This is a genomic window from Sphingomonas yabuuchiae (assembly GCF_014199595.1).
GTDB classification, from domain to species: Bacteria; Pseudomonadota; Alphaproteobacteria; order Sphingomonadales; family Sphingomonadaceae; genus Sphingomonas; species Sphingomonas yabuuchiae.
Genome location: NZ_JACHNX010000004.1, coordinates 1 through 19,061, shown reverse-complemented (window position 1 = coordinate 19,061; position 19,061 = coordinate 1). Strand labels below are relative to the sequence as shown.

Annotated in this window: 18 protein-coding genes; 7 read left to right on the top strand and 11 right to left on the bottom strand. The window is 68.1% G+C overall.

Annotation, left to right across the window (positions count from 1 at the left end; all coding sequences use genetic code 11):
* Window positions 1-81 precede the first annotated feature (81 nt).
* From GGQ89_RS06880 to GGQ89_RS06865, 4 genes are all read left to right on the top strand, one after another.
* Window positions 82-1,335: a TolC family protein gene (locus GGQ89_RS06880; RefSeq protein WP_240456582.1), complete on the top strand. Its 1,254-nt coding sequence runs from the start codon at window positions 82-84 to the stop codon at window positions 1,333-1,335.
* On the top strand, window positions 1,332-3,506 hold the full coding sequence (locus tag GGQ89_RS06875) for a type I secretion system permease/ATPase (RefSeq protein WP_338112403.1): 2,175 nt from the start codon (window positions 1,332-1,334) through the stop codon (window positions 3,504-3,506). The genes GGQ89_RS06880 and GGQ89_RS06875 overlap by 4 nt, the downstream gene beginning before the upstream one ends.
* Window positions 3,503-4,690: a beta-barrel domain-containing protein gene (locus GGQ89_RS06870; RefSeq protein WP_184105152.1), complete on the top strand. Its 1,188-nt coding sequence runs from the start codon at window positions 3,503-3,505 to the stop codon at window positions 4,688-4,690. Before GGQ89_RS06875 ends, GGQ89_RS06870 begins: the two co-directional genes overlap by 4 nt.
* Window positions 4,691-4,767: 77 nt before the next feature.
* A complete protein-coding gene (locus GGQ89_RS06865) occupies window positions 4,768-5,223 on the top strand; it encodes a helix-turn-helix domain-containing protein (RefSeq protein ID WP_184105150.1) in 456 nt (151 codons plus the stop codon).
* Window positions 5,224-5,229: 6 nt separating this feature from the next.
* Here the strand turns inward: GGQ89_RS06865 and GGQ89_RS06860 are convergent, their stop codons facing one another.
* A complete protein-coding gene (locus GGQ89_RS06860) occupies window positions 5,230-6,081 on the bottom strand; it encodes an IclR family transcriptional regulator (RefSeq protein ID WP_338112402.1) in 852 nt (283 codons plus the stop codon).
* A gap of 64 nt (window positions 6,082-6,145) precedes the next feature.
* The gene (locus GGQ89_RS06855; RefSeq protein ID WP_184105148.1) at window positions 6,146-7,162 is read right to left on the bottom strand and encodes a zinc-binding alcohol dehydrogenase family protein; all 1,017 of its coding nucleotides are present in this window, start codon (window positions 7,160-7,162) and stop codon (window positions 6,146-6,148) included.
* 139 nt (window positions 7,163-7,301) lie between these two features.
* Here GGQ89_RS06855 and GGQ89_RS06850 point away from each other — a divergent pair, with 139 nt between their 5' ends.
* Both GGQ89_RS06850 and GGQ89_RS06845 read left to right on the top strand, forming a co-directional pair.
* Complete coding sequence (locus GGQ89_RS06850) at window positions 7,302-7,640, top strand: L-rhamnose mutarotase (protein ID WP_184105146.1); 339 nt, start codon at window positions 7,302-7,304, stop codon at window positions 7,638-7,640.
* Entirely contained in the window at window positions 7,637-8,761 is a 1,125-nt protein-coding gene (locus GGQ89_RS06845) for a mannitol dehydrogenase family protein (RefSeq protein WP_184105144.1), read from the top strand. Before GGQ89_RS06850 ends, GGQ89_RS06845 begins: the two co-directional genes overlap by 4 nt.
* Window positions 8,762-8,934: 173 nt before the next feature.
* On the opposite strand, the gene GGQ89_RS06840 is transcribed toward GGQ89_RS06845, so the two are convergent.
* From GGQ89_RS06840 to epsC, 8 genes are all read right to left on the bottom strand, one after another.
* Window positions 8,935-10,170: a UxaA family hydrolase gene (locus GGQ89_RS06840; RefSeq protein ID WP_240456581.1), complete on the bottom strand. Its 1,236-nt coding sequence runs from the start codon at window positions 10,168-10,170 to the stop codon at window positions 8,935-8,937.
* A complete protein-coding gene (locus GGQ89_RS06835) occupies window positions 10,167-10,466 on the bottom strand; it encodes a UxaA family hydrolase (protein WP_056430029.1) in 300 nt (99 codons plus the stop codon). Before GGQ89_RS06835 ends, GGQ89_RS06840 begins: the two co-directional genes overlap by 4 nt.
* A complete protein-coding gene (locus tag GGQ89_RS06830) occupies window positions 10,463-11,491 on the bottom strand; it encodes an aldo/keto reductase (RefSeq protein ID WP_184105142.1) in 1,029 nt (342 codons plus the stop codon). Before GGQ89_RS06830 ends, GGQ89_RS06835 begins: the two co-directional genes overlap by 4 nt.
* Window positions 11,488-12,375, bottom strand: coding sequence for an amidohydrolase family protein (locus GGQ89_RS06825; RefSeq protein ID WP_338112401.1), 888 nt, complete (start codon window positions 12,373-12,375; stop codon window positions 11,488-11,490). Before GGQ89_RS06825 ends, GGQ89_RS06830 begins: the two co-directional genes overlap by 4 nt.
* A complete protein-coding gene (locus GGQ89_RS06820; protein WP_184105138.1) occupies window positions 12,372-13,103 on the bottom strand; it encodes an SDR family oxidoreductase in 732 nt (243 codons plus the stop codon). The genes GGQ89_RS06825 and GGQ89_RS06820 overlap by 4 nt, the downstream gene beginning before the upstream one ends.
* On the bottom strand, window positions 13,100-14,419 hold the full coding sequence (gene fucP, locus GGQ89_RS06815) for an L-fucose:H+ symporter permease (protein ID WP_276208926.1): 1,320 nt from the start codon (window positions 14,417-14,419) through the stop codon (window positions 13,100-13,102). The genes GGQ89_RS06820 and fucP overlap by 4 nt, the downstream gene beginning before the upstream one ends.
* Window positions 14,420-14,595: 176 nt before the next feature.
* A complete protein-coding gene (locus tag GGQ89_RS06810) occupies window positions 14,596-15,336 on the bottom strand; it encodes a gamma-glutamyl-gamma-aminobutyrate hydrolase family protein (protein WP_172839626.1) in 741 nt (246 codons plus the stop codon).
* The gene (gene epsC, locus GGQ89_RS06805; RefSeq protein ID WP_156360958.1) at window positions 15,333-16,289 is read right to left on the bottom strand and encodes a serine O-acetyltransferase EpsC; all 957 of its coding nucleotides are present in this window, start codon (window positions 16,287-16,289) and stop codon (window positions 15,333-15,335) included. The genes GGQ89_RS06810 and epsC overlap by 4 nt, the downstream gene beginning before the upstream one ends.
* A gap of 238 nt (window positions 16,290-16,527) precedes the next feature.
* Here epsC and GGQ89_RS06800 point away from each other — a divergent pair, with 238 nt between their 5' ends.
* Window positions 16,528-17,547: a class 1 fructose-bisphosphatase gene (locus tag GGQ89_RS06800; RefSeq protein ID WP_184105136.1), complete on the top strand. Its 1,020-nt coding sequence runs from the start codon at window positions 16,528-16,530 to the stop codon at window positions 17,545-17,547.
* A gap of 273 nt (window positions 17,548-17,820) precedes the next feature.
* On the opposite strand, the gene GGQ89_RS06795 is transcribed toward GGQ89_RS06800, so the two are convergent.
* Window positions 17,821-18,864 carry a LacI family DNA-binding transcriptional regulator gene (locus tag GGQ89_RS06795; protein WP_338112400.1) on the bottom strand — a complete coding sequence of 348 codons (1,044 nt, stop codon included), beginning with the start codon at window positions 18,862-18,864 and terminating at the stop codon, window positions 17,821-17,823.
* Window positions 18,865-19,061 lie beyond the last annotated feature (197 nt).

Genomic DNA, 19,061 nt, shown 5'->3' with positions numbered 1-19,061 from the left:
TCCAAAATGCGGTCGATGAAGCGAGAGTGGCGAGAACGCTACCAGAAGCGATCGGTACGGTTCGGGAGGGTGATGATCGCCATGAGCGCCATCACGGCAACGGCAGCGGCAGATCCCGCCGCCGTGACGATGGAAAGTGCGATGCACGAGGTCCTGGCCTGGCACCCTTCGGTCGACCAGGCGACGGCGACCATCGAGGCGCGTGCCGAGGATATCGAGGTTGCGCGGGCAGGCTATCTGCCCCGGATCAGCGCGGGTGTCGGCAGCGGCTATGACAACCGGCTGGGCAGTGCCTGGCGCCCCCGTCCGCAAGTCTCCGCCTCGCAGATGATCTATGATTTCGGCAAGGTCGCAGGCGCGGTCGAGTCCGCGCGCGCAGGCACCCGGATCGGCCGGGCGGACCTGTTGCTGGCGGTCGACGGGCTGATCCGCGACACAGGGTTCGCGCTGGTCGAGGTGCAGCGCAATGCCGCGCTGCGCGGGATCGCGATGGAACAGCTCGGCCGCATCCGTGAGATCAGCGCGCTGGTCGACAGGCGGTTCGGCAAGGGCGCGACGACCCGCTCCGACGCGCTTCAGGCCCAGTCGCGCGTCGCCGCCGCCGAGGCCACGCTGACCCGGATCGAGGCGGAGCAACGGCGCTGGACCACCAGCCTGGCCTTTCTGCTCGGCCGCGAAACGTCGCCTGCGGTCGATCCGGCGGTGCCCGACTGGCTGATGGCCAGCTGCACCCGCGCCGCCACCGTCGAATGGGCCGATATCCCCGCGATCATGCGCGCACGGGCGCAATATGAACAGGCCAGCGCGGAGAGCCGCCGCGTCCATGCCGCCCGCCTGCCCACCATCGCGCTGGCGGGCGATGCGGCGACCGATGTCGCCTCCCCCTTTTCCGACCGCAGCCTTTACAATTTCGGGCTGAACGTCAGCAGCGACGTGTTCGGCGGCAATGCCGTGCGTGCCCGCGCGCGCAGCGCCGATTACGGCGTCCGCGCCGCACAGGCCGCCGAACAGGCCGCACGCAATGAGGTGGGCCAGGTGCTGGCCGCCACGCAGCAGCAGATCGCCGGACTGTCGCAGCTGCTCGGCACGCTGGCCGAGCGACAGGACAATATGGTCGAGACCGGCAAGCTCTATCGCCTGCAATATCTCGACATGGGCACCCGCACGCTGGTCGACCTGCTCAACGCCGAACAGGAATTGCAGCAAGCGCGCTTCGATGCGGTCAACACCACCCACGATCTGCGGCGGCTGGCGATCGAATGCCTCTATTATTCGGGCCGGGCGCGTGACGATTTCGGGCTGACCGGCACCTCGATCCGGGGCGTGACGCTGTGAGCGGCCCGACCCAGACCCAGCCCCAGACCGATCCCCAGACCGATCCGCTCGCCTGGATCGACATGATGGGCCAGGTCGCACGTCATTACCGCATGCCCTTTGCCGAACAGCGCGCGCGGCTGACGACCTTGTGGCAGGGCGGCGGCGATGAAGAGGCGCGGGTCCGTGCATTGGCGCGGGCAAGCGGCCTGTCGGTCCGCTTCGTGGTGCCCGGCGCGATGCGGCTGACCAGCTGGCGGCTGCCGGTCATCGCATGGCTGAACGATGGCGAACTGGCGCTGATCACCGGCATCGACGCCGATGGCCAGGCGGTCTTCTCGGTCGCGGGCGAGGAAGGGCAGAGCGCGCAGCGCCCGCTGTCCACGCTGGTCGAACAGACGCGGATATTCGTCGTCCCCCGCCCCGCCCGTTCGGCGAAGGATGTTCGGGTGGACAGCTATATCCGGCCCTTCGAGGAGCATTGGCTTCGCCGCCTGCTGCTTCAGGACATGAAGGGCTATGGCCATGTCGCCATCGCCTCGGTCGTGACCAACTGTCTGGGGCTGGCGGGGGTACTCTTCTCGATGCAGGTCTATGACCGCGTCGTCCCTGCCCAGTCGATGCCGACGCTCTACATCCTGTTCATCGGCGTCATTCTGGCGACGGGGTTCGACTTCGCGTTGCGGCGGCTGCGCGTCGGGATCACCGACATATTGGGCAAGCGCGCCGACCTGCGTCTGTCGGACGTGGTGTTCGGCCATGCGCTGCGCGTGCGCAACCGGGCGCGGCCGACCTCGACGGGCACCTTCATCGCGCAGCTTCGCGATCTGGATCAGGTGCGCGACATGCTCACCTCCACGACCGTCGCGGCGGTGGCGGACCTGCCCTTTTTCTTCCTGTTCCTGGTCATCCTCGCTTTTATCGGCGGCTCGCTGGCGCTGGTGCCGGTGGTGGCGCTGATTGCGCTGCTCCTGCCCAGCCTGCTCGCCCAGCGCCGCCTGCGCGCCTATGCGACCGAGTCGATGCGCGAGACTTCGCTGCGCAACGCCCTGCTGATTGAATCGGTGCAGGGGATAGAGGACATCAAGACCCTTCAGGCCGAGGAGCGTTTCCAGCGCCAGTGGAACCATTGCAATGCGGTGGCGGGCGAAGCGCAGTTGCGGCTTCGCGGCCTGACCGCCAGCCTGTCGACCTGGGCGCAGAGCGTGCAGAATGCGGTCTACGCCACCGTCATCTTCGTCGGCGCGCCGATGGTGATTGCGGGTGACATCACGACCGGCGCACTGGTCGCCACCTCGATGCTGGCCAGCCGGATGATGGCGCCGATGGGGCAGGTGTCGCATCTGCTCGGCCGCTATCAACATGCCAAGGTCGCGGCGAACAGCCTGAACCAGATCATGGGCCTGCCGGTCGACAATCCGGATGCCGAGCATCGCATTCCCCTGCCCTCGGTCGACGGACGCTTTACCTTACGCGGCGCGGTGTTCACCTATGCCGACCCCAATGCCCCGCCCGCGCTGACCGTGCCCAAGCTGGAGATCGCGAGCGGCGAGAAGATCGCGCTGCTCGGCCGCAACGGCGCAGGCAAGTCGACGCTGTTGCAGGGGCTGTCGGGCATGTTGCAGCCGGTGTCGGGCGAGATATTGCTCGACGACCTGGCGCTGCACCAGATCGACCCCGCCGATGTCCGTCGCGACGTCGCGCTGCTGACCCAGAATAGCCGCTTGTTCCACGGCACGCTGCGCGAGAACCTGACCATGGGTGCGGTGACGGCGAGCAACGAGACGATCCTCGCCGCGCTCGACATGGTGGGGGCGATCGATTTCATCCGGCGACTGCGCGACGGGCTGGAGCATGTCGTGCTGGAGGGCGGGCTGGGCCTGTCGGGCGGACAGCAACAGGCGCTGCTGCTCGCGCGGCTGCTGATCCGCCAGCCGCAGGTCATGCTGCTCGACGAACCCACCGCCGCGATGGACGAGGCCGCCGAACGCCTGTTCATCGATCGCTTCCGCAGCTGGGGCCAGGGCCGCACCGTTGTCGTCGCGACGCACCGGATGCGCGTGCTCGAACTGGTCGACCGGATCATCGTCATCGATCAGGGCCAGATATTGCTCGACCAGCCCAAGGCCGCGGCGCTCGCGACGATGCAGGGTGCGGCCCGGAGTCAGACTGGCCGGAGCCAGGCCGCATGACCGCGCTGACCCATCCCGCCGACCTGCCCTTCGCCGACGAGGGCGCCGCCCCGCTGCTTGCGGCCAAGCGGATGAACTGGGCGCTCGCCGCCTTGTTCGTCGTCCTGCTCGTCTGGGCCTGGTTCGCCAAGCTGGACGAGGTGGCGACCGGCACCGGCCGCGTCGTGCCGACCAGCCGCGAACAGGTGCTGCAATCGCTGGAGGGCGGCATTCTCGCCAAGATGCTCGTTCGCCAGGACGATATCGTGAAGCCGGGCCAGATCCTCGCCCAGCTCGACCCGACCCAGGCCGGATCGACCGTCGAGGAGAGCGCCGCCAAGTATCGCGCCGCGCTGGCCGCCCAGGCGCGGTTGCAGGCGGAGGTGAACGGCACCCCCCTGACCTTCTCGCGCGAGCTGGACGCCTTCCCCGCGCTCAAGGCCGAGCAGCAGCGGCTCTATGACGCGCGCCGCCGCAGCCTTGCCAGTTCGATCGGGCTGATCGACGAGTCGCTCGCGCTGATCGGGCGCGAGGTCGGCATCGGCGAGTCGCTGATCGAGGTCGGTGCCGCCAGCAATGTCGAGGTGCTGCGCCTGAAGCGCCAGCGCGCCGACCTGGACCTGAAGAAGTCCGACCTGCGCTCGCAATATATCGTCGAGGCGCGGCAGGACCTGGCCAAGGTCAGCGAGGAGGTGGAGGCGCTCGCCCCGGTCGTGCGCGGCCGCTCCGACACGTTGCAGCGCCTGACCCTGCGCTCGCCGGTGCGCGGCGTGGTCAAGAATATCGAGGTATCGACCATCGGCGGCGTCGTGCCCCCGAACGGCAAGATCATGGAGATCGTGCCGCTCGACGAACGGCTGCTGGTCGAGGCGCGCATCCAGCCGCGCGACATCGCCTTCATCCGCCCCGGCCAGCGCGCCAGCGTTAAGATCACCGCCTATGACTATGCGATCTATGGGGGGCTGGAGGGCAAGGTCAGCAGCATCTCGCCCGACACGATCCGCGACGAGGTGAACCCGGACGTCTATTATTATCGCGTCTTCGTGCGCACGACCGCGGACTCTCTGGTCAACAAGGCAGGCAAGCGCTTTCCGATCGTGCCCGGCATGATCGCCACCGCCGATATCCACACCGGCAACAAGACCGTGCTGCAATATCTCCTCAAGCCGCTCAACCGCGCCCGCGAAGGATTGCGCGAACGATGACCGGCCAGCCCCGCTCCTCCCATCCGCCGCCATGCCATGGACATGACCGTCCATTGCCCTCAGCCAAGGATCAGCTCATGCCCAAGGATCTTGCCGCTTTCTATCATCCCCCGGCCCATCGCGGAATCCGGCCGCCCGCAATGCGGGAGGTCACCGTCCCCAGCCTGCTCGATCTGGCCCGCCAGACGCAGTTGATGCGCGCCTCGACCGCGCAATTCTTTCCCCGCGACGTGTTCCGCGATTCCGCCTGGGACATGATGCTGGAGCTGTTCATCGCCGATCAGCAGAACCGGCCGATCTGCGTCAAGGAACTGATCCTGGTTTCGGGCGAAAGCGCCACCAGCGCGCTGCGCCGGATCGATCGGCTGGAGGGGGCCGAGTTGCTGCGGCGGCGCACCGACCCGGCGGATCACCGGCGGCTGGCCGTCACCCTGACCGACCGGGGTATCAACGCGATGACGGCGATGTTGCAGCACCTGTATCTGACGATGGGCAACGGGACGAACCGGGGTACGGAAACCCGCCCCGACTGACCGGCCCTATCCGTGCGATGCGGGCAGCCCGTTGCCCGCATCGTCCCCACGATAGCCGAGCGCCTGCGAGATGCGGGCGGTGGTTTCGACCAGGATCTGCGTCGCCTCCGGGATGGAGCATTGCTGCGACCCGTCGATCGTCTCCAGAAAGGGGATGGTCAGTGCCGCCATGCAGTCGCCGCCGAAACCGAAGACCGGGGCGCTGATATCCGTCACGCCGCGCGTGATCGGGCTTTCGCGCAGGCCATGCCCCTGAATGCGTACCCGCTCCAGTTCCTCGGCCAGCGGCACGCGGTCGATGACACGGCCCTGCGCCGCCTCCGCCCGGTCCAGGATGCGCCCCAGCTGCGCCGGCGCGGCGAAGGCGAGCAGCACCTTGCCCGAACAACTGGCCACGATATCGATCGACGCGCCCATGCGCAGCGCGAAGCCGCGCGTGCCGGGATTTTCCTCGCGCGCGATGACCAGCCCCGCCCCACCCTCGATCACCACCAGATGACAGGACTGGCCGACACGCAGCGCCAGCGACTGCATCTCGGGCAGTGCGGCGGCGGTCAGTTGCCGGGCAGGCGTGGCGCGGTACGCGATGTCGAGGAATTTGTAGGTGACGCGGTAACGATCGTCGATCGGCGACTTTTCGAGGTAGCGCGCCTCCTCCATCACCACGACGATGCGGAACAGTTCGCCCAGCGAACGGCCCAGCGCCGTCGCCATCTCGCTGACCAGCATCCCGCCCGGATGGTTGGCCAGCAGTTCGATGATCAGGAACGCCTTGTCCAGCGCGGGTGCGGCATAGCTGCCCTTGCGCGTTCGTCCTTCGCTGGTCCTTGCCCCGTCGCCCGTCATATCGTCCCTCACCCATCGACGATTAGGGCGATGGCCCGCCACGGGCAAGCGATGTTGCCCGGAGCCGCCCGTCCGCTCAAGCGATGGTGATGATCGCCTTCAACACCGAATCCGCCTCGTCGATCAGTTCGGGCAGGCGCGTCGGCGCGTCGTCCAGCGTCAGCGTATGGGTGCGGATCGCGTCGGTCGGCACCGCGCCGCTGCGGATGCTGGCGATGACATGGTCGAAATCCACCGACAGCGCATTGCGGCTGGCGATCAGCGTCGTCTCGCGCTTGTGGAATTCGGGATCGGGGAAGACCAGATCGTCCTTGCACACGCCAACCAGCGTATAGCTGCCGCCATGCGCCACCCAGTTCAGCCCGGCGCGCATCGCGTGGATGTTGCCGGTGGCGTCGAACACATGGTCGAGCATCTCGCCCGAGGTCATCTCGGCCAGCGTCGCGCCCAGCGCATCGTCGGCGACCACGCCCTCCGCAAAGCCCAGATGGTCGCGCGCATAGGCCAAGCGCGGTGCGCGCGTGTCGACCAGCACGATCCGGCCCGCACCCGCGATCCGCGCGAACAAGGCTGCCGCCACGCCGATCGGCCCCGCCCCGATCACGGCGACGCTCTCCCCTTTGGCGACGCCGGCCCGGCGTACCGCATGGGCGCCGATCGCCAGAAACTCGACCATCGCCGCCTGATCGAGCGACAGGCCGACCGCATCGATCACCGCGCTTTCGGGCACCGCCAACAGCTCGCACATGCCGCCGTCGCCGTGCACGCCGAGAACGCTGATCCGGGCGCAGCAATTGGGCTTGCCCCGGCGGCAGGCGCGGCAGGTGCCGCATGCGATATAGGGGTTCACGGTCACCACCTGTCCGACCGTGAAGGCCGAACCCTTTGGAACCTCGGCGATTTCCCCGGCCAGCTCATGCCCGATCAACCGGGGATATTCGAGGAACGGATGCTTGCCGCCATAGATATGATAGTCGGTGCCGCAGATCCCGGCCCGGCGCATCCTGATCAGGACCTCGCCCTCTCCCCGCACCGGCACGGGTCGATCCTCGACGCGGATGTCATGCGGCTGGACACAGACCAGTGCCTTCATTGCGACCCTCTCCAGATTCCCATATGCGATTTCACTCTCACATATGCCATTGATGGCCTGGGATGGGAACGCTAAAACACCCTCCGGCGGATGGGACGCGAAGAATGGGTCCTGCCGCCTTTGAGAGAGGAGGCCCGACTTGGCCCGACGCCTGTGTTTCGCCCTGGATCTGGTCGCCGACGCCGATCTGATCGCCGAATATGAAAAGGCCCATGCCCCCGGCGCGGCCTGGCCTGAAGTGACCCGGGCGATCCGGGCCAAGGGATTCCTGTCGATGGAAATCTGGCGCACCGGCGACCGGCTGTTCATGATCGCCGAGGTGGCCGACGACTTTCCGCGTGCCATTCCGGCCGAGCTGGCGGCGGTCGACGCCCGGTGGGAAGCGGCGATGGACCGTTTCCAGAAGGTCCTGTCCCATGCCGCGCCGGGCGAGAAATGGGTGGGCATGGACCGCATCTTCTCGCTGAACGCGCAATGAGCGAAGCGGCGGTCATCCTGCAATTCGGCACCAGCCGCTTCCTGCAAGCCCATGTCGACCTGTTCGCCGAGGAAGCCCGCGCGGCCGGACAGGCGGTGCCGCCGATCGTCATCGTCCAGACCACCTGCGATCCCGAACGGGCGCGACGGCTGGCCGGTTTTGCCGACCCGGCGGGCTTTCCCGTCATCCTTCGCGGCCTGCGCGACGGCGCACGCCATGAACGGACCATCCGGGTGCGCAGCGTGCGCGAAGGACTGAGCGCGGCGGGCGACTGGGACCGGCTGGTCGAACTGGCGGTCGGGGCGGCGACGCATATCGTCTCCAACACCGGCGACAGCGGCTATGCGATACCAGACGACGAGTGGACGGTGCCCGCCCGTGGTCAGATGCCGGTGAGCTTTTGCGGGATGCTGACCGAATTGCTGCACCGGCGCTGGCAGGCAGGCCGCACGGGCGTCACGCTGCTGCCCTGCGAACTGGTGGTGCGCAACGGCGACGTGCTGCGGACCGCGATCCGGGGGCTGGCGCGCGATCAGGGGCGCGAGGCGGCGTTCCTCGACTGGCTGGAGCGCGAATGCGTCTGGGCCAATACCCTGGTCGACCGCATCGTTAGCGAGCCGCTCCACCCAGCGGGCGCGGTGGCCGAGCCTTATGCGCTCTGGGCGATCGAGCGCCAGCCGGGCCTGTCCCTGCCCTTCGCCCATCCCGACATCGTGCTGACCGACGATCTGGACCGGTATGAGCGGCTGAAGCTGCACATCCTCAATCTCGGCCATAGCTGGCTGGCGGCGCAATGGCATGACGGCGGCGGCGCGGCGGACCTGACGGTCCGCGAGGCGCTGGAGGAGGCGGACACCCGCGCGGCGCTGGAGCGGGTGATGGCGCAGGAAGTGCTGCCGGGCTTTGCCGCGCATGGCATGGCGGAGGAGGCGCGGGCCTATGTCGCCACGACGCTGGAACGCTTCGCCAATCCGTTCCTCGACCATCGGCTGTCGGACATCTTCCAGGGGCACGCGGCCAAGATCGACAAACGGGTCGGTGGGTTCCTCCGCTGGGTCGATGGTTCGGGCCAGACGGTGGAGATGCCGGAGCTGCGTGCACTGGCCGGACAGCAGCGCTGAACCTTCCCCGCTTCCGTTCAGCCTGAGCGAAGTTGAAGGCCACGGGATCCCCTTTCCGCAAGGCCCGGGGCGTGCACTTCGACTTCGCTCAGTGCGAACGGAGGTCAGGAATTCTTAGCGTGAGCACAGGCAATTAGCCCTTCCCCCTCAGGGGAGGGGAGATTCGGTCCTCCTTACGCCGCGTTGGGCAGACAGCCGGGCCCCTTCGCCCCCGCCGCCTTGTAGGTCAGCACGAACTCCTGATGCCCCAGCGCTTCGGACTTGGTCTGCGCGCCGCCCGACACAGCGACGATCAGGTCGACGATCTCCGCCCCCACCTCGTCGAGCGTTGCGTCGCCATAGAGGATGCGCCCAGCATTCACGTCCATATCGCCCTCCATCCGGGCATACATTTCCGGATTGGCCGCGACCTTGATCACCGGGGAGATGGCCGAGCCGACCACCGAGCCGCGCCCGGTCACGAACAGGTTGATATGCGCGCCGCACGCGATCAGTTCGCCGATCTCGGCATTGTCGACGATGTTGGGGAAGCCGAACTTCGGATCGCCCGCAGGCACCACGTCGAGCAGATAGAGCCCCGGCCCCGGCGCCTGTTCGGCGGGCAGGATGACGCCGGTGATCGGACGGCTGCCCGACTTGGCATAGGCGCCCGCCGACTTTTCCTCCTGGCTCGACAGGCCGCCCTCGGCATTGCCCGGCGCGAAGCTGCCATAGCCCATGGCGCGGTAATAACGCTCGGCCTGCGCGACCGAGGCGATCAGGTCCTGCGCGACCTCCGGTGTCGCGGCGCGCTCGGCCATATGGCCCTCGCAGCCGATCATCTCGCCGGTTTCCTCGAAGATGCAGATCGCACCCGCGTCATAGAGCGTGTCGAAGGCGCGGCCGACCGCCGGGTTGCCGGTGATGCCGCTGGTCCCGTCCGACCCGCCGCAGATGGTGCCGATCACCAGCTCCGACATAGTCATCGGCACGCGCACGGCTTGTGCATCCGCCGCCGCGCGGACGCGCTCGACGGCGGCGATCCCGGCCTCCATCGCGCCGCGCGTGCCGCCCGACTGCTGGATCACGATCGTCTCGACCGGACGGCCCTGTTCGCGTGCGTTGGCGGCCAGCGCCTCGCGGTTGAAGCTTTCGCAGCCCAGCGACAACAGGACGACGCCGCCGACATTGGGATGCGTGGTCAGCGCCTTCATCATCGCCAGCGCATAGTCATTGGGATAGCAGCCGGGAAAGCCGATCAGCTGCACGCGGGGATCGTCCATCCGGTCGACGATCCGCCGCGCGACATGGTGCGCGCACTCGACGAGGTAGACGACGACGATGGCATCGCGAATGCCCTTGCGCCCGTCGGGGCGCGCCCAGGCCTGCCAGCTCCGTTCGGTCAGGCCCGTGTTCATGCCCAAGGTCATGCATGATCTCCATGCGCGTCGCGCAGATGCGCGGGGATATAGTCGCTTTGCATATTGTGCATATGGACCCAGCCTCCGGCGGGCGCGTCATGCGTCATCGATCCGATCGGCATGCCATATTTGATGACCTTGTCGCCGGTCGCCAGCGGCACGACCGCCAGCTTGTGGCCCAGCGCGACGCGTTCGGTCACGGTCAGCGCATGGCCGTCGACCAGGATCTGCTCGCCCGGCTCGACCGTGCGACAGCAGACGGCCACATTGTCGGTCGGCGTCAGCCGGATGGCGGCGACGCTCATGCGCCCTCTCCGGGTAGCGGCGCGTCAGGGCGGACCAGCCCTTGGCCACGCAGGTCCGTCCAGAAGGCGGACGGGATGGGTTCGGCGTAGAGGCGCATCGTGTCGGATACCTGTTGCGGATCGGCGATACCGGGAATGACGCTGGCGACCAGCGGATGGGCCAGCACGAAGGCAAGCGCGGCGGCGGGCAGCGAGACCTGGTGGCACGTGGCCACCGCCTCCAGCACGCGGACCTTGGCGAGGACGGCTTCGGGCGCAGGCGCGTAATTGTAACGCCCGGCCGCCGTGCTGCCGGTCGCCAGGATGCCGCTATTATACGGGCCGCCGACCACGATCGACGTACCCGCCGCCTCGCACGTCGGAAACAACGCATCGAGCGCGCCCTGTTCCAGCAGCGTGTAACGCCCGGCAAGCAGGATCACGTCGAACCGCGTCGCCTGCATCAGGTCGAGGCAGACCTCGACCTCGTTTACGCCCAGCCCGAAGCCGGAGATCGCGCCCTGAGCGCGCAAGCTCTCCAGCGCCCGGAAGCCCCCGCCCGTAATCAGCTGCTCGCGATATTGCGCATCCGCCTCGCCGTGCGTGACCCGGCCGATGTCATGGACGAACAGCATATCGACCCGCGCTAGGCCCAGCCGTTGCAGGCTGTGCTCATGGCTGCGCAGGATGCCGTCATAGCTATAGTCGTAGCGGGCACGAAACGGCATGGCGGTGTGAAAGCCGTCACGCTCGCGGTCGTCGGCGATGCTGGCATCCGGGTCCATCAACCGCCCGACCTTGGTCGAGACGATCACGTCGCCCCGCCCGCGCAAGCCATCGCCCAGCCGCCGCTCGCTCAACCCCCGGCCATAATGCGGCGCGGTGTCGAAATAGCGGAAACCGGCCGACAGCGCGGCGTCCAGCGTCGCGGCCGCGCTGGCATCGTCGATCGCGGTATAGAGATTGCCCATCGCCGCCGCGCCGAAGCCCAGCTCGGGCAATAGGCAGTCGGTCCGGCTCATCTTTCGACGGGGAATATCGGTCATAGCTTCAGGCCCAGTCGGTAGATCCGGTCGGCATTGCGCCCCCACAGGTCGCGCCGCTCGTCATCAGAAAAGCCGGTCAGCAACGCCTCGTAAGCGCCGAGCGTGTGGTCGAGATCGGCGGCAAGCCGGTCGGTCGGAAAGTTGGTCGCGACCATCACGCGCTGCGGGCCGAAGCGATCGATCACCTCGGCCATGATATCGGCGAAACCGGCGGGATCGAAGCGCGGCCCGACAAAACCCGCCCCCGACAGCTTGATCGCGGCATGCGGCATGGCGGCAAAGGCGATCAACCCGGCGCGCCATTCCTCCAGCCCGTCCGCCGGGATGGGCAAGGCAAGGTGGTTGAGGATGACCGGCACCTCGGGATGTTGCGCCGCCACTTCGGCCAGTCCGGACAGCTGTGCGGGAAAGCCATGGAAATCATAGCTCAGCCCATAACGACCGAGCAGCGCATAGCCCGCCCGCCAACGTGGATCGCGGGTCAGGTCACGCTCATAGGCGCGGCGCGCGGGGTCGGTCGGATGCCAGTTGATGAGGTGGCGAATGCCCTTCACCCGTGGCTGCGCCGCCTGCCATGCCAGTTGCGCCTCGACCGCGGGATGGTCGAGTTCGACCCGCGCGACGATCGCGCTGGGCAGGCCATCTTCATCCGCGACCTCGTTCAGCCAGACCGTTTCGTCCGCACCCTGATCGGGATGCGCGCCCGCATCGACATGCACCGCGCCCGCCAGATTCCATGACGCCAGCTCCGCCCGGTAATCGGCGATGCGATAGCTTGCGGCGATCGGTGCCGTCTTGGGCGCGTCCAGCCATGGGTAGCGCAGCACCGCGTGATCCCACAGATGGAAATGCGCGTCGACGAAAGGCGGGCGCGCGTGCGTCACGCCATCGTCCATCCGCCGTCGATGGCGTGCATCTGGCCGGTGGTATAGGCGCTCTCGTCCGAGGCGAGATAGAGCGCGAGCGCGGCGACCTCCTCGGCGCGGCCCAGCCGCCCCATGGGCTGGCGCGCGACAAAGGCGGCACGGGCCGCCTCCGCATCGCCGGTCGCGGCCAGACGCTCGTCGAGGCTGGGCGACTGGACGGTGCCGGGACAGATCGCGTTACAGCGAATGCCCTTGCCGACATAGTCGAGCGCGACCGACCGGGTGATCCCCGCCACCGCCCCCTTGGAGGCGCAATAGGCATAGCGATTGGGCACGCCGATCAGCGCCCCCGCAACCGAGGCCATGTTGACGATCGAGCCGCCGCCTTGCGCGATCATCGCGGGCACGAACGCCTGGAGCATATGGGTGATCGCATGGACGTTCAGGTCGAAGGACAGGCGATATCCCCCGTCCTGCGTGGCCAGCAGATCGCCCGCATCGACATAGCCCGCGCAGTTGAACAGCACATCGACTGCGCCCGTCCGCTCGCCGAACGCTGCGATCGCCGCCGGGTCGGTCAGGTCCAGTATCTCGGTCGTGCAGCCCCCAAGGCTGGCCAGCGCGTCGGCATTGCGATCGACCGCGATGACCTGCGCGCCCTCGGCGGCGAACAGCTCGGCGGCGGCGCGGCCGATGCCCTGTCCGGCGCCCGTCACGATCGCCCGCTTACCCTGCAGACGGTTCATTCCTTCATCTCCTTCCGGCGGCCCAGCATCAGGGCGAAGAGTGTCACGACCACAAAGCTGACGGTCGGGACCAGCATGGCGCTGGTAATACCGGCATGGTCGGACACCAAGCCCATCAGCGCGGTCAGCCCCGCGCCGCCGATGATCGCCATCACGATCAGCGACGCCCCCGCCCGGCGCAGCGGCCCCAGCCCCTCGATCCCGAGCGCGAAGATCGTCGGGAACTGGATCGACATGAAGAAGCTTGCCGCGACCAGCGCGATCAGCCCCGGCCAGCCGCCCAGCACGGCCGCCATGGCGGTCAGCAGCACCGACAGTCCCGCGAACAGCGCCAGCAGCTTCACCGGCGCGGCGCGACCCATGAGCGCACTGCCCAGGAAACGCCCGGCGGCGAACAGCACCAGCGAGACGAACAGCGCATCCGCGCCGCCCCGCTCGTTCAGGCCGACATTGGCCTGCGCATAACGGATGGTATAGCTCCACACGCCGACCTGCGCACCGACATAGAAGAACTGCGCGACGACCGCGCCCATCAGGCGCGGCTGGCGGAACACGTCCACGAAGCGACCACTGCGCCCTTCCTCCGCGCGGACCGGCGTACCGCTGGGGAAGCGGACCAAGGCGGCCGCCACGGCGAACAGCAGGACGACGATCGCGATCGCGACATAGGGCGGCGCGATGGCCTGCACCTCGGCCTTGTAGAAGGCGGTGCGTGCGGCGGCGTCCATCGTGGCCAGCGCCCGCTCGTCATGTTCGATGCCCGACAGGATGAAGAAGCGGCCGATCAGGATGCCGGTGATCGCGCCCAGCGGATTGGCCGCCTGCGCCCAGTTGAGCCGCCGGGTCGCCCCCGCCGGATCGCCCAGATCGCCCATCAGCGGATTGGCGGATGTTTCCAGGAAGGCGAGGCCCGCCGCGATCACGAACAGGCCGAGCAGGAACAGCTGGTACAGGCTTGCCGCCGCCGCCGGATAGAAGAGCAGCGCGCCGGTGCCGTAGAGCGTCAGCCCCAGCACGATCGCCGCCTTATAGCCATAACGGCGCATCACCATCGAGGCGGGCACCGCGAGCAGGAAATAGCCGAGATAGAAGACCTGCTGGACAAAGCTGGTCCCGAAATCGCTGAGCGTGAAGGCCTTGCGGAATTGCGCGATCAGGATGTCGTTCAGGTTGTTCGCCATCCCCCACAGGAAGAACAGGCTGACCGTGATGATGAGCGCGGGGAGATAACCGCGCGCGACCGTATCGCCATGGCCCGCGGCGTCACCGCCCTGCCCTGTCATGGCCATGGGGGGTAGATCGACGGGCAGCGCCATCAGCCATGTCCTCGCTTATCCCGTCCCGTGCCGACTGCCGCCATCACGACTCCTTCTCCATGAAAGTCTTATTTTATGAGCGCAAATGTACGGCGAGCGAAGCGCCGAAGGCAAGCGCTATCGGACGGCGCGAACCGTCCGTGCGACAATCGATGGAGGGCCGGGGAAAATGGCGGTTAGGCGTGACCGCGCACCGACTCGCCCAGCATGGTGAAGAAGCCGCGCGCCACGCCGCAGGTCGCGATGTCCCATTCCGGGTGCCACTGCACCGCCAGCACGTCCGCGCCGCAGCCGGGTGCGCGGAACGCCTCGATCAGTCCGTCCTCGGCATCGCGCGCCTCGACCACCAGGCCATAGCCCAGCCGGTCGACGCCCTGCTGATGCACCGAGTTGACCTCGACCCGGCGATGCCCGCTGCGCCCGGCCAGTGCGCCGCCGGGCATCAGGTCGACCGGGTGATGATGGCCGAACAGCGTGTCGTAATCGCCTTCCCACGATCCGCGATGATGACGCGGCAGGCCGCCCAGGCAGGTCAGCGAGCCGCCGAACAGCACGTTGATCTCCTGCATTCCCCGGCAGATGCCGAACACCGTCTTGCCGCGCTCAATCATCCGCCCGGCCAGCGCCAGCGCGACCGAGTCCCGCTGCGGATCGCAGGCTTGCGGCGCCAGTTCGGCGCAGTCGCCATATTGCGCAGGCGCGACATGCGAGCGGCCGCCCGTCAGCAGCAGCCCGTCGAGCATGTCCGCCATCAATGCGGTGTCGACCGCTTCGGGCACGGCGGGGACGATCAGGACGCTCGCGCCGCACAGCTGGACCAGCGGTTCGATGAAGCGCGTCGCGACGGCCTGGATCGGGCGGTTCGCAACCTCGTTGCCGCACATCAAGCCGATGACCGGTTTGCGCCCCTGCTTCATGCCGTCCCCTCCAATTCCTGCCGCAGCGCCCGCGCGTCCGCACGCGGCAGGGCCAGCGCCTCGGGCTGGACGAGCACGCTGTCCGGCTCGACATCGGTCAACAGCCAGACATTGCCCCCGATCACCGAGCGCGCCCCGATCGTCACCCGCCCCAATATCGTCGCACCCGCATAGATGATGACATCGTCCTCGACGATGGGATGGCGCGAGAACCGGTCCCGCGGCGAACGCGGCGCGGTGCCCAGCGCCGAACGCGCGCCCAGCGTCACATGCTGATAGACCCGCACCCGCTCGCCGATGATCGCGGTCTCGCCGACGACGACACCGGTGCCATGGTCGATGAAGAAATGCCGCCCGATAGTCGCGCCCGGATGGATATCGATCCCGGTCCGCTCATTGGCGAGTTCGGAGATCATCCGTGCCACGATCGGCGCGCCCAGCTCGTTCAGCTCATGCGCGATACGGTGATGCAGGCTGGCGATGGCGCCGGGATAGCAGAGCAGGATCTCGTCGACGCTGCGCGCGGCGGGATCGGCCAGAAACGCCGCCTCGACATCGCTGTCGATCAGTTCGCGCACCTGCGGCAGCGTCGCACCGAACAGCCGCGACACCAGCGCCGCCTGTTCTGGCGGAAAGGCCGCGTCGACATCCTTCTGCCAATAGGCCAGCTCGGCGCCGATCTCGCGTTCCAGCGCGGTCAGCGCGGCGAGCAGTTTGGCCGCGACAAAGCGATCCTCCTCCTGCGCCGCCCCCCGGAAATGACCCAGGCGGCGCGGATAGAGCGCGGCGGCGACCAGCGCGACGACATCCTCGACCCCGCTGCGCGACGGAAAACGCTCGACATCGCGGCCCGCATCCTGCCGCACCCGCCAGCCATGACGGGCGGTGCGCAAGCCCGATACGATGCCGTCAATGCCCGTCGGGGCATGACCCTGCACGGGGGTGTCCGTCATCAGCCGTCCGGTCGTCATATGCGATCCTCCGACTTCCATGATATCCCATTTGCGAAGTGGGATATAACAGATTTGCTACGGTCCCATAAAGCGCCAGCTTTGCTTAACGTCAGGTTGCGCGCGGGCGGAGGCCGGTCCATGGTCCGCCCGCCACCATGGCTTGGCCCGGCGGGAGGGAGCCTGCGGGGCCGATCATTTCCCGGCCCATCCCCCGGCCCTTCTGGGAGCATTCGCGACGATGACGACACCGCGCCAGACGACGCTGACCCGTTTCCTGATCGAGGAGCAGCGCCGCTCCGAAGAAACCTGCCCCGCCGAACTGCGCCTGCTGATCGAAACCGTCGCCCGCGCATGCAAGGCGGTGAATCAGGCGATTTCCAAGGGCGCGCTGGGCGATGTGCTCGGCAGCCTGGGCAGCGAAAACGTGCAGGGCGAGGTCCAGAAGAAGCTGGACGTGATCGCCAACGACCTGCTGCTCGATGCGAATGAATGGGGCGGGCATCTGGCCGCGATGGCGTCGGAGGAGATGGAGACGATCCACCGAATCCCCAATCGCTTCCCGCGCGGCGAATATCTGCTGCTGTTCGATCCCATCGACGGGTCGAGCAATGTCGATGTCGACCTGTCGGTCGGCACAATCTTCTCGGTCCTGCGCGCGCCCGAGGATTGCGCGGGTCGCGAAGTGACCGAGGCGGACTTCCTCCAGCCCGGCCGCGCGCAGGTGGCGGCGGGCTATGCCATTTACGGGCCGCAGACGTTGCTGGTCCTGACGGTCGGCACCGGCGTCTATGAGTTCACGCTGGACCGCGAGATCGGATCGTGGCGGCTGACCGACGGACCGATGCGCATCCCCACCGGCACCAAGGAATTCGCGATCAACATGGCGCGCCGCCGCCAATGGTCGCCCGGCATCGCCCGCTATATCGAGGAGCGTATCCTGGGCACCGAAGGGCCGCTGGGCGAGGATTACAATATGCGCTGGACCGCCTCGATGGTGGCGGACGTGCACCGTATCCTGAAGCGCGGCGGGGTGTTCCTCTATCCGGGCGACCACCGCAAGGACGGCAAGGCCAAGCTGCGCCTGCTCTATGAGGCGAACCCGATGAGCTTCCTGATCGAACAGGCGGGCGGCGCGTCGATCGACGGCGCCATCCCGATCATGGATGTCGAGGCGGTCGGCCTGCACCAGCGCGTCGGCGTGGTGCTGGGCGATCCCGAGGAAGTGGCGCTGGTCGCGGAGTATGGACGGACGGGGTAACCCGGTCGCCCCTCCTTCTTCTACTCCGTTCCCCGGCGAAGGCCGGGGCCCAGTTCCGGTGGATGATCGGGGGCGGGGTGGATTGGCCTCCCCCGCCTCGCGGTGCGCTCCATGCACTTGATGGCGCCTGGGCCCCGGCCTTCGCCGGGGAACGGGGTTTGTGAAACGCCCATCCCCACCGCCGTTCAGCCTGAGCGAAGTCGAAGGCCAAGGGATACGGGCAGCCTCCGGGCGTGCACTTCGACTTCGCTCAGTGCGAACGGATGCAGGGATTTATCCTTGCCCCACCGACTCCCGCACCACCAGTTCGAAATCCACCACCTGGTCCTCCACCACCCGCGAGCGCAGCGCCGCCAGCACCTGCTCGACCGCGCGGAAGGCCATGTCGCTGACCGGCTGCCGGATCACGGTCAACGGCGGCCAGAGCCGCGCCGCGATCGCGGTATCGTCGAACCCGGTGACCGCCAGTTCGTCCGGCAGGCGCAGGCCCCGGCGCGACGCCTCGCCGATCAGCCCCGCCGCCATGTCGTCGCTGCTGCACAGGATCGCGCTCGGTCGGTCGGGCCGGTCGAGCAGCCCCCGGCCCGCCGCCGCGCCCGCCGCCGGATCGAACCCGGCGCGCACGACCAGCGACGGGTCGTAATCCAGTCCGCTCGCCGCCAGCCCGTCGCGAAACCCCGCCAGCCGCTCATCGGCCACGGAGAAATGCTGCGGCCCCGCCAGAAAGCCGATGCGGCGATGCCCGGCCTGCACGACATGCGCGGTCATCGCCGCCATCGCCGCCCGATTGTCGATCCGCACCGTCGCCATGTCGGGCATGGTCTGCCCCGTCGCGATCGCCGCCGCCGCGACGCCCAGTTCCTCGAACAGTCCCGACCCGCTCAGCAACTCGGCAAAGGGGGGCAGGAGCAGCACCGCCGCGGCACCACTCTGCACCAGCGTGCGCAGCGCCGCCTCGGCCGCTTCGCGGGTCAGTCCTTCCTCACCTTGCGCGATGAATTGCAGGCCGCGCGCATTGCTCGCCCGCAGCGCGCCGAGCAGAACCGAGTCGATAAAGGGCGTGCCCTTGTCGCTGTACAAAAGCCCCAGCGTCGTCGCCCGCGCCTTGGCCAGTCGCCGCGCCGCGACATTGGGGACATAGCCCAGCGCCTCGATCGCCGCGAGCACCGCCGCGCGCGTCGTCGGGCTGACCCGGCCAGCGCCGTTGATGACGTTGGACACGGTCATCGCCGACACCCCCGCCCGTTCACCGACCGCGCGGATGGTGACGCCTTCGGGGCGTTTGGCCGGAACGATATGATTGGAAGAGGATGTCACAGAAACTCACCCCTCCCCTTCAGGGGAGGGGCCGGGGGTGGGGCGGCTCCGCGAGCGTGTGGCCTGTGGCGAGGGCCCCCCCCCCCCCCCCCCCCCCCCCGGCCGGGGGGGGGGGCCCCCCCCCCCCCCCCCCCCGCCACGGGCGTCTTACCCCCCCCCCCCCGCAAAAGGGGGATAGCAGAGGCGGGGTCGGCGCG

Bases quoted from the DNA above. Each gene is read 5' to 3' on its own strand.
- GGQ89_RS06880 (WP_240456582.1), top strand. From the start codon at position 82: ATGAGCGCCATCACGGCAACGGCAGCGGCAGATCCCGCCGCCGTGACG.
- GGQ89_RS06870 (WP_184105152.1), top strand. From the start codon at position 3,503: ATGACCGCGCTGACCCATCCCGCCGACCTGCCCTTCGCCGACGAGGGC.
- GGQ89_RS06865 (WP_184105150.1), top strand. From the start codon at position 4,768: ATGCCCAAGGATCTTGCCGCTTTCTATCATCCCCCGGCCCATCGCGGA.
- GGQ89_RS06855 (WP_184105148.1), bottom strand. From the start codon at position 7,162: ATGAAGGCACTGGTCTGTGTCCAGCCGCATGACATCCGCGTCGAGGAT.
- GGQ89_RS06845 (WP_184105144.1), top strand. From the start codon at position 7,637: ATGAGCGAAGCGGCGGTCATCCTGCAATTCGGCACCAGCCGCTTCCTG.
- GGQ89_RS06840 (WP_240456581.1), bottom strand. From the start codon at position 10,170: ATGACCTTGGGCATGAACACGGGCCTGACCGAACGGAGCTGGCAGGCC.
- GGQ89_RS06835 (WP_056430029.1), bottom strand. From the start codon at position 10,466: ATGAGCGTCGCCGCCATCCGGCTGACGCCGACCGACAATGTGGCCGTC.
- GGQ89_RS06830 (WP_184105142.1), bottom strand. From the start codon at position 11,491: ATGACCGATATTCCCCGTCGAAAGATGAGCCGGACCGACTGCCTATTG.
- GGQ89_RS06820 (WP_184105138.1), bottom strand. From the start codon at position 13,103: ATGAACCGTCTGCAGGGTAAGCGGGCGATCGTGACGGGCGCCGGACAG.
- fucP (WP_276208926.1), bottom strand. From the start codon at position 14,419: ATGGCGCTGCCCGTCGATCTACCCCCCATGGCCATGACAGGGCAGGGC.
- GGQ89_RS06810 (WP_172839626.1), bottom strand. From the start codon at position 15,336: ATGAAGCAGGGGCGCAAACCGGTCATCGGCTTGATGTGCGGCAACGAG.
- epsC (WP_156360958.1), bottom strand. From the start codon at position 16,289: ATGACGGACACCCCCGTGCAGGGTCATGCCCCGACGGGCATTGACGGC.
- GGQ89_RS06800 (WP_184105136.1), top strand. From the start codon at position 16,528: ATGACGACACCGCGCCAGACGACGCTGACCCGTTTCCTGATCGAGGAG.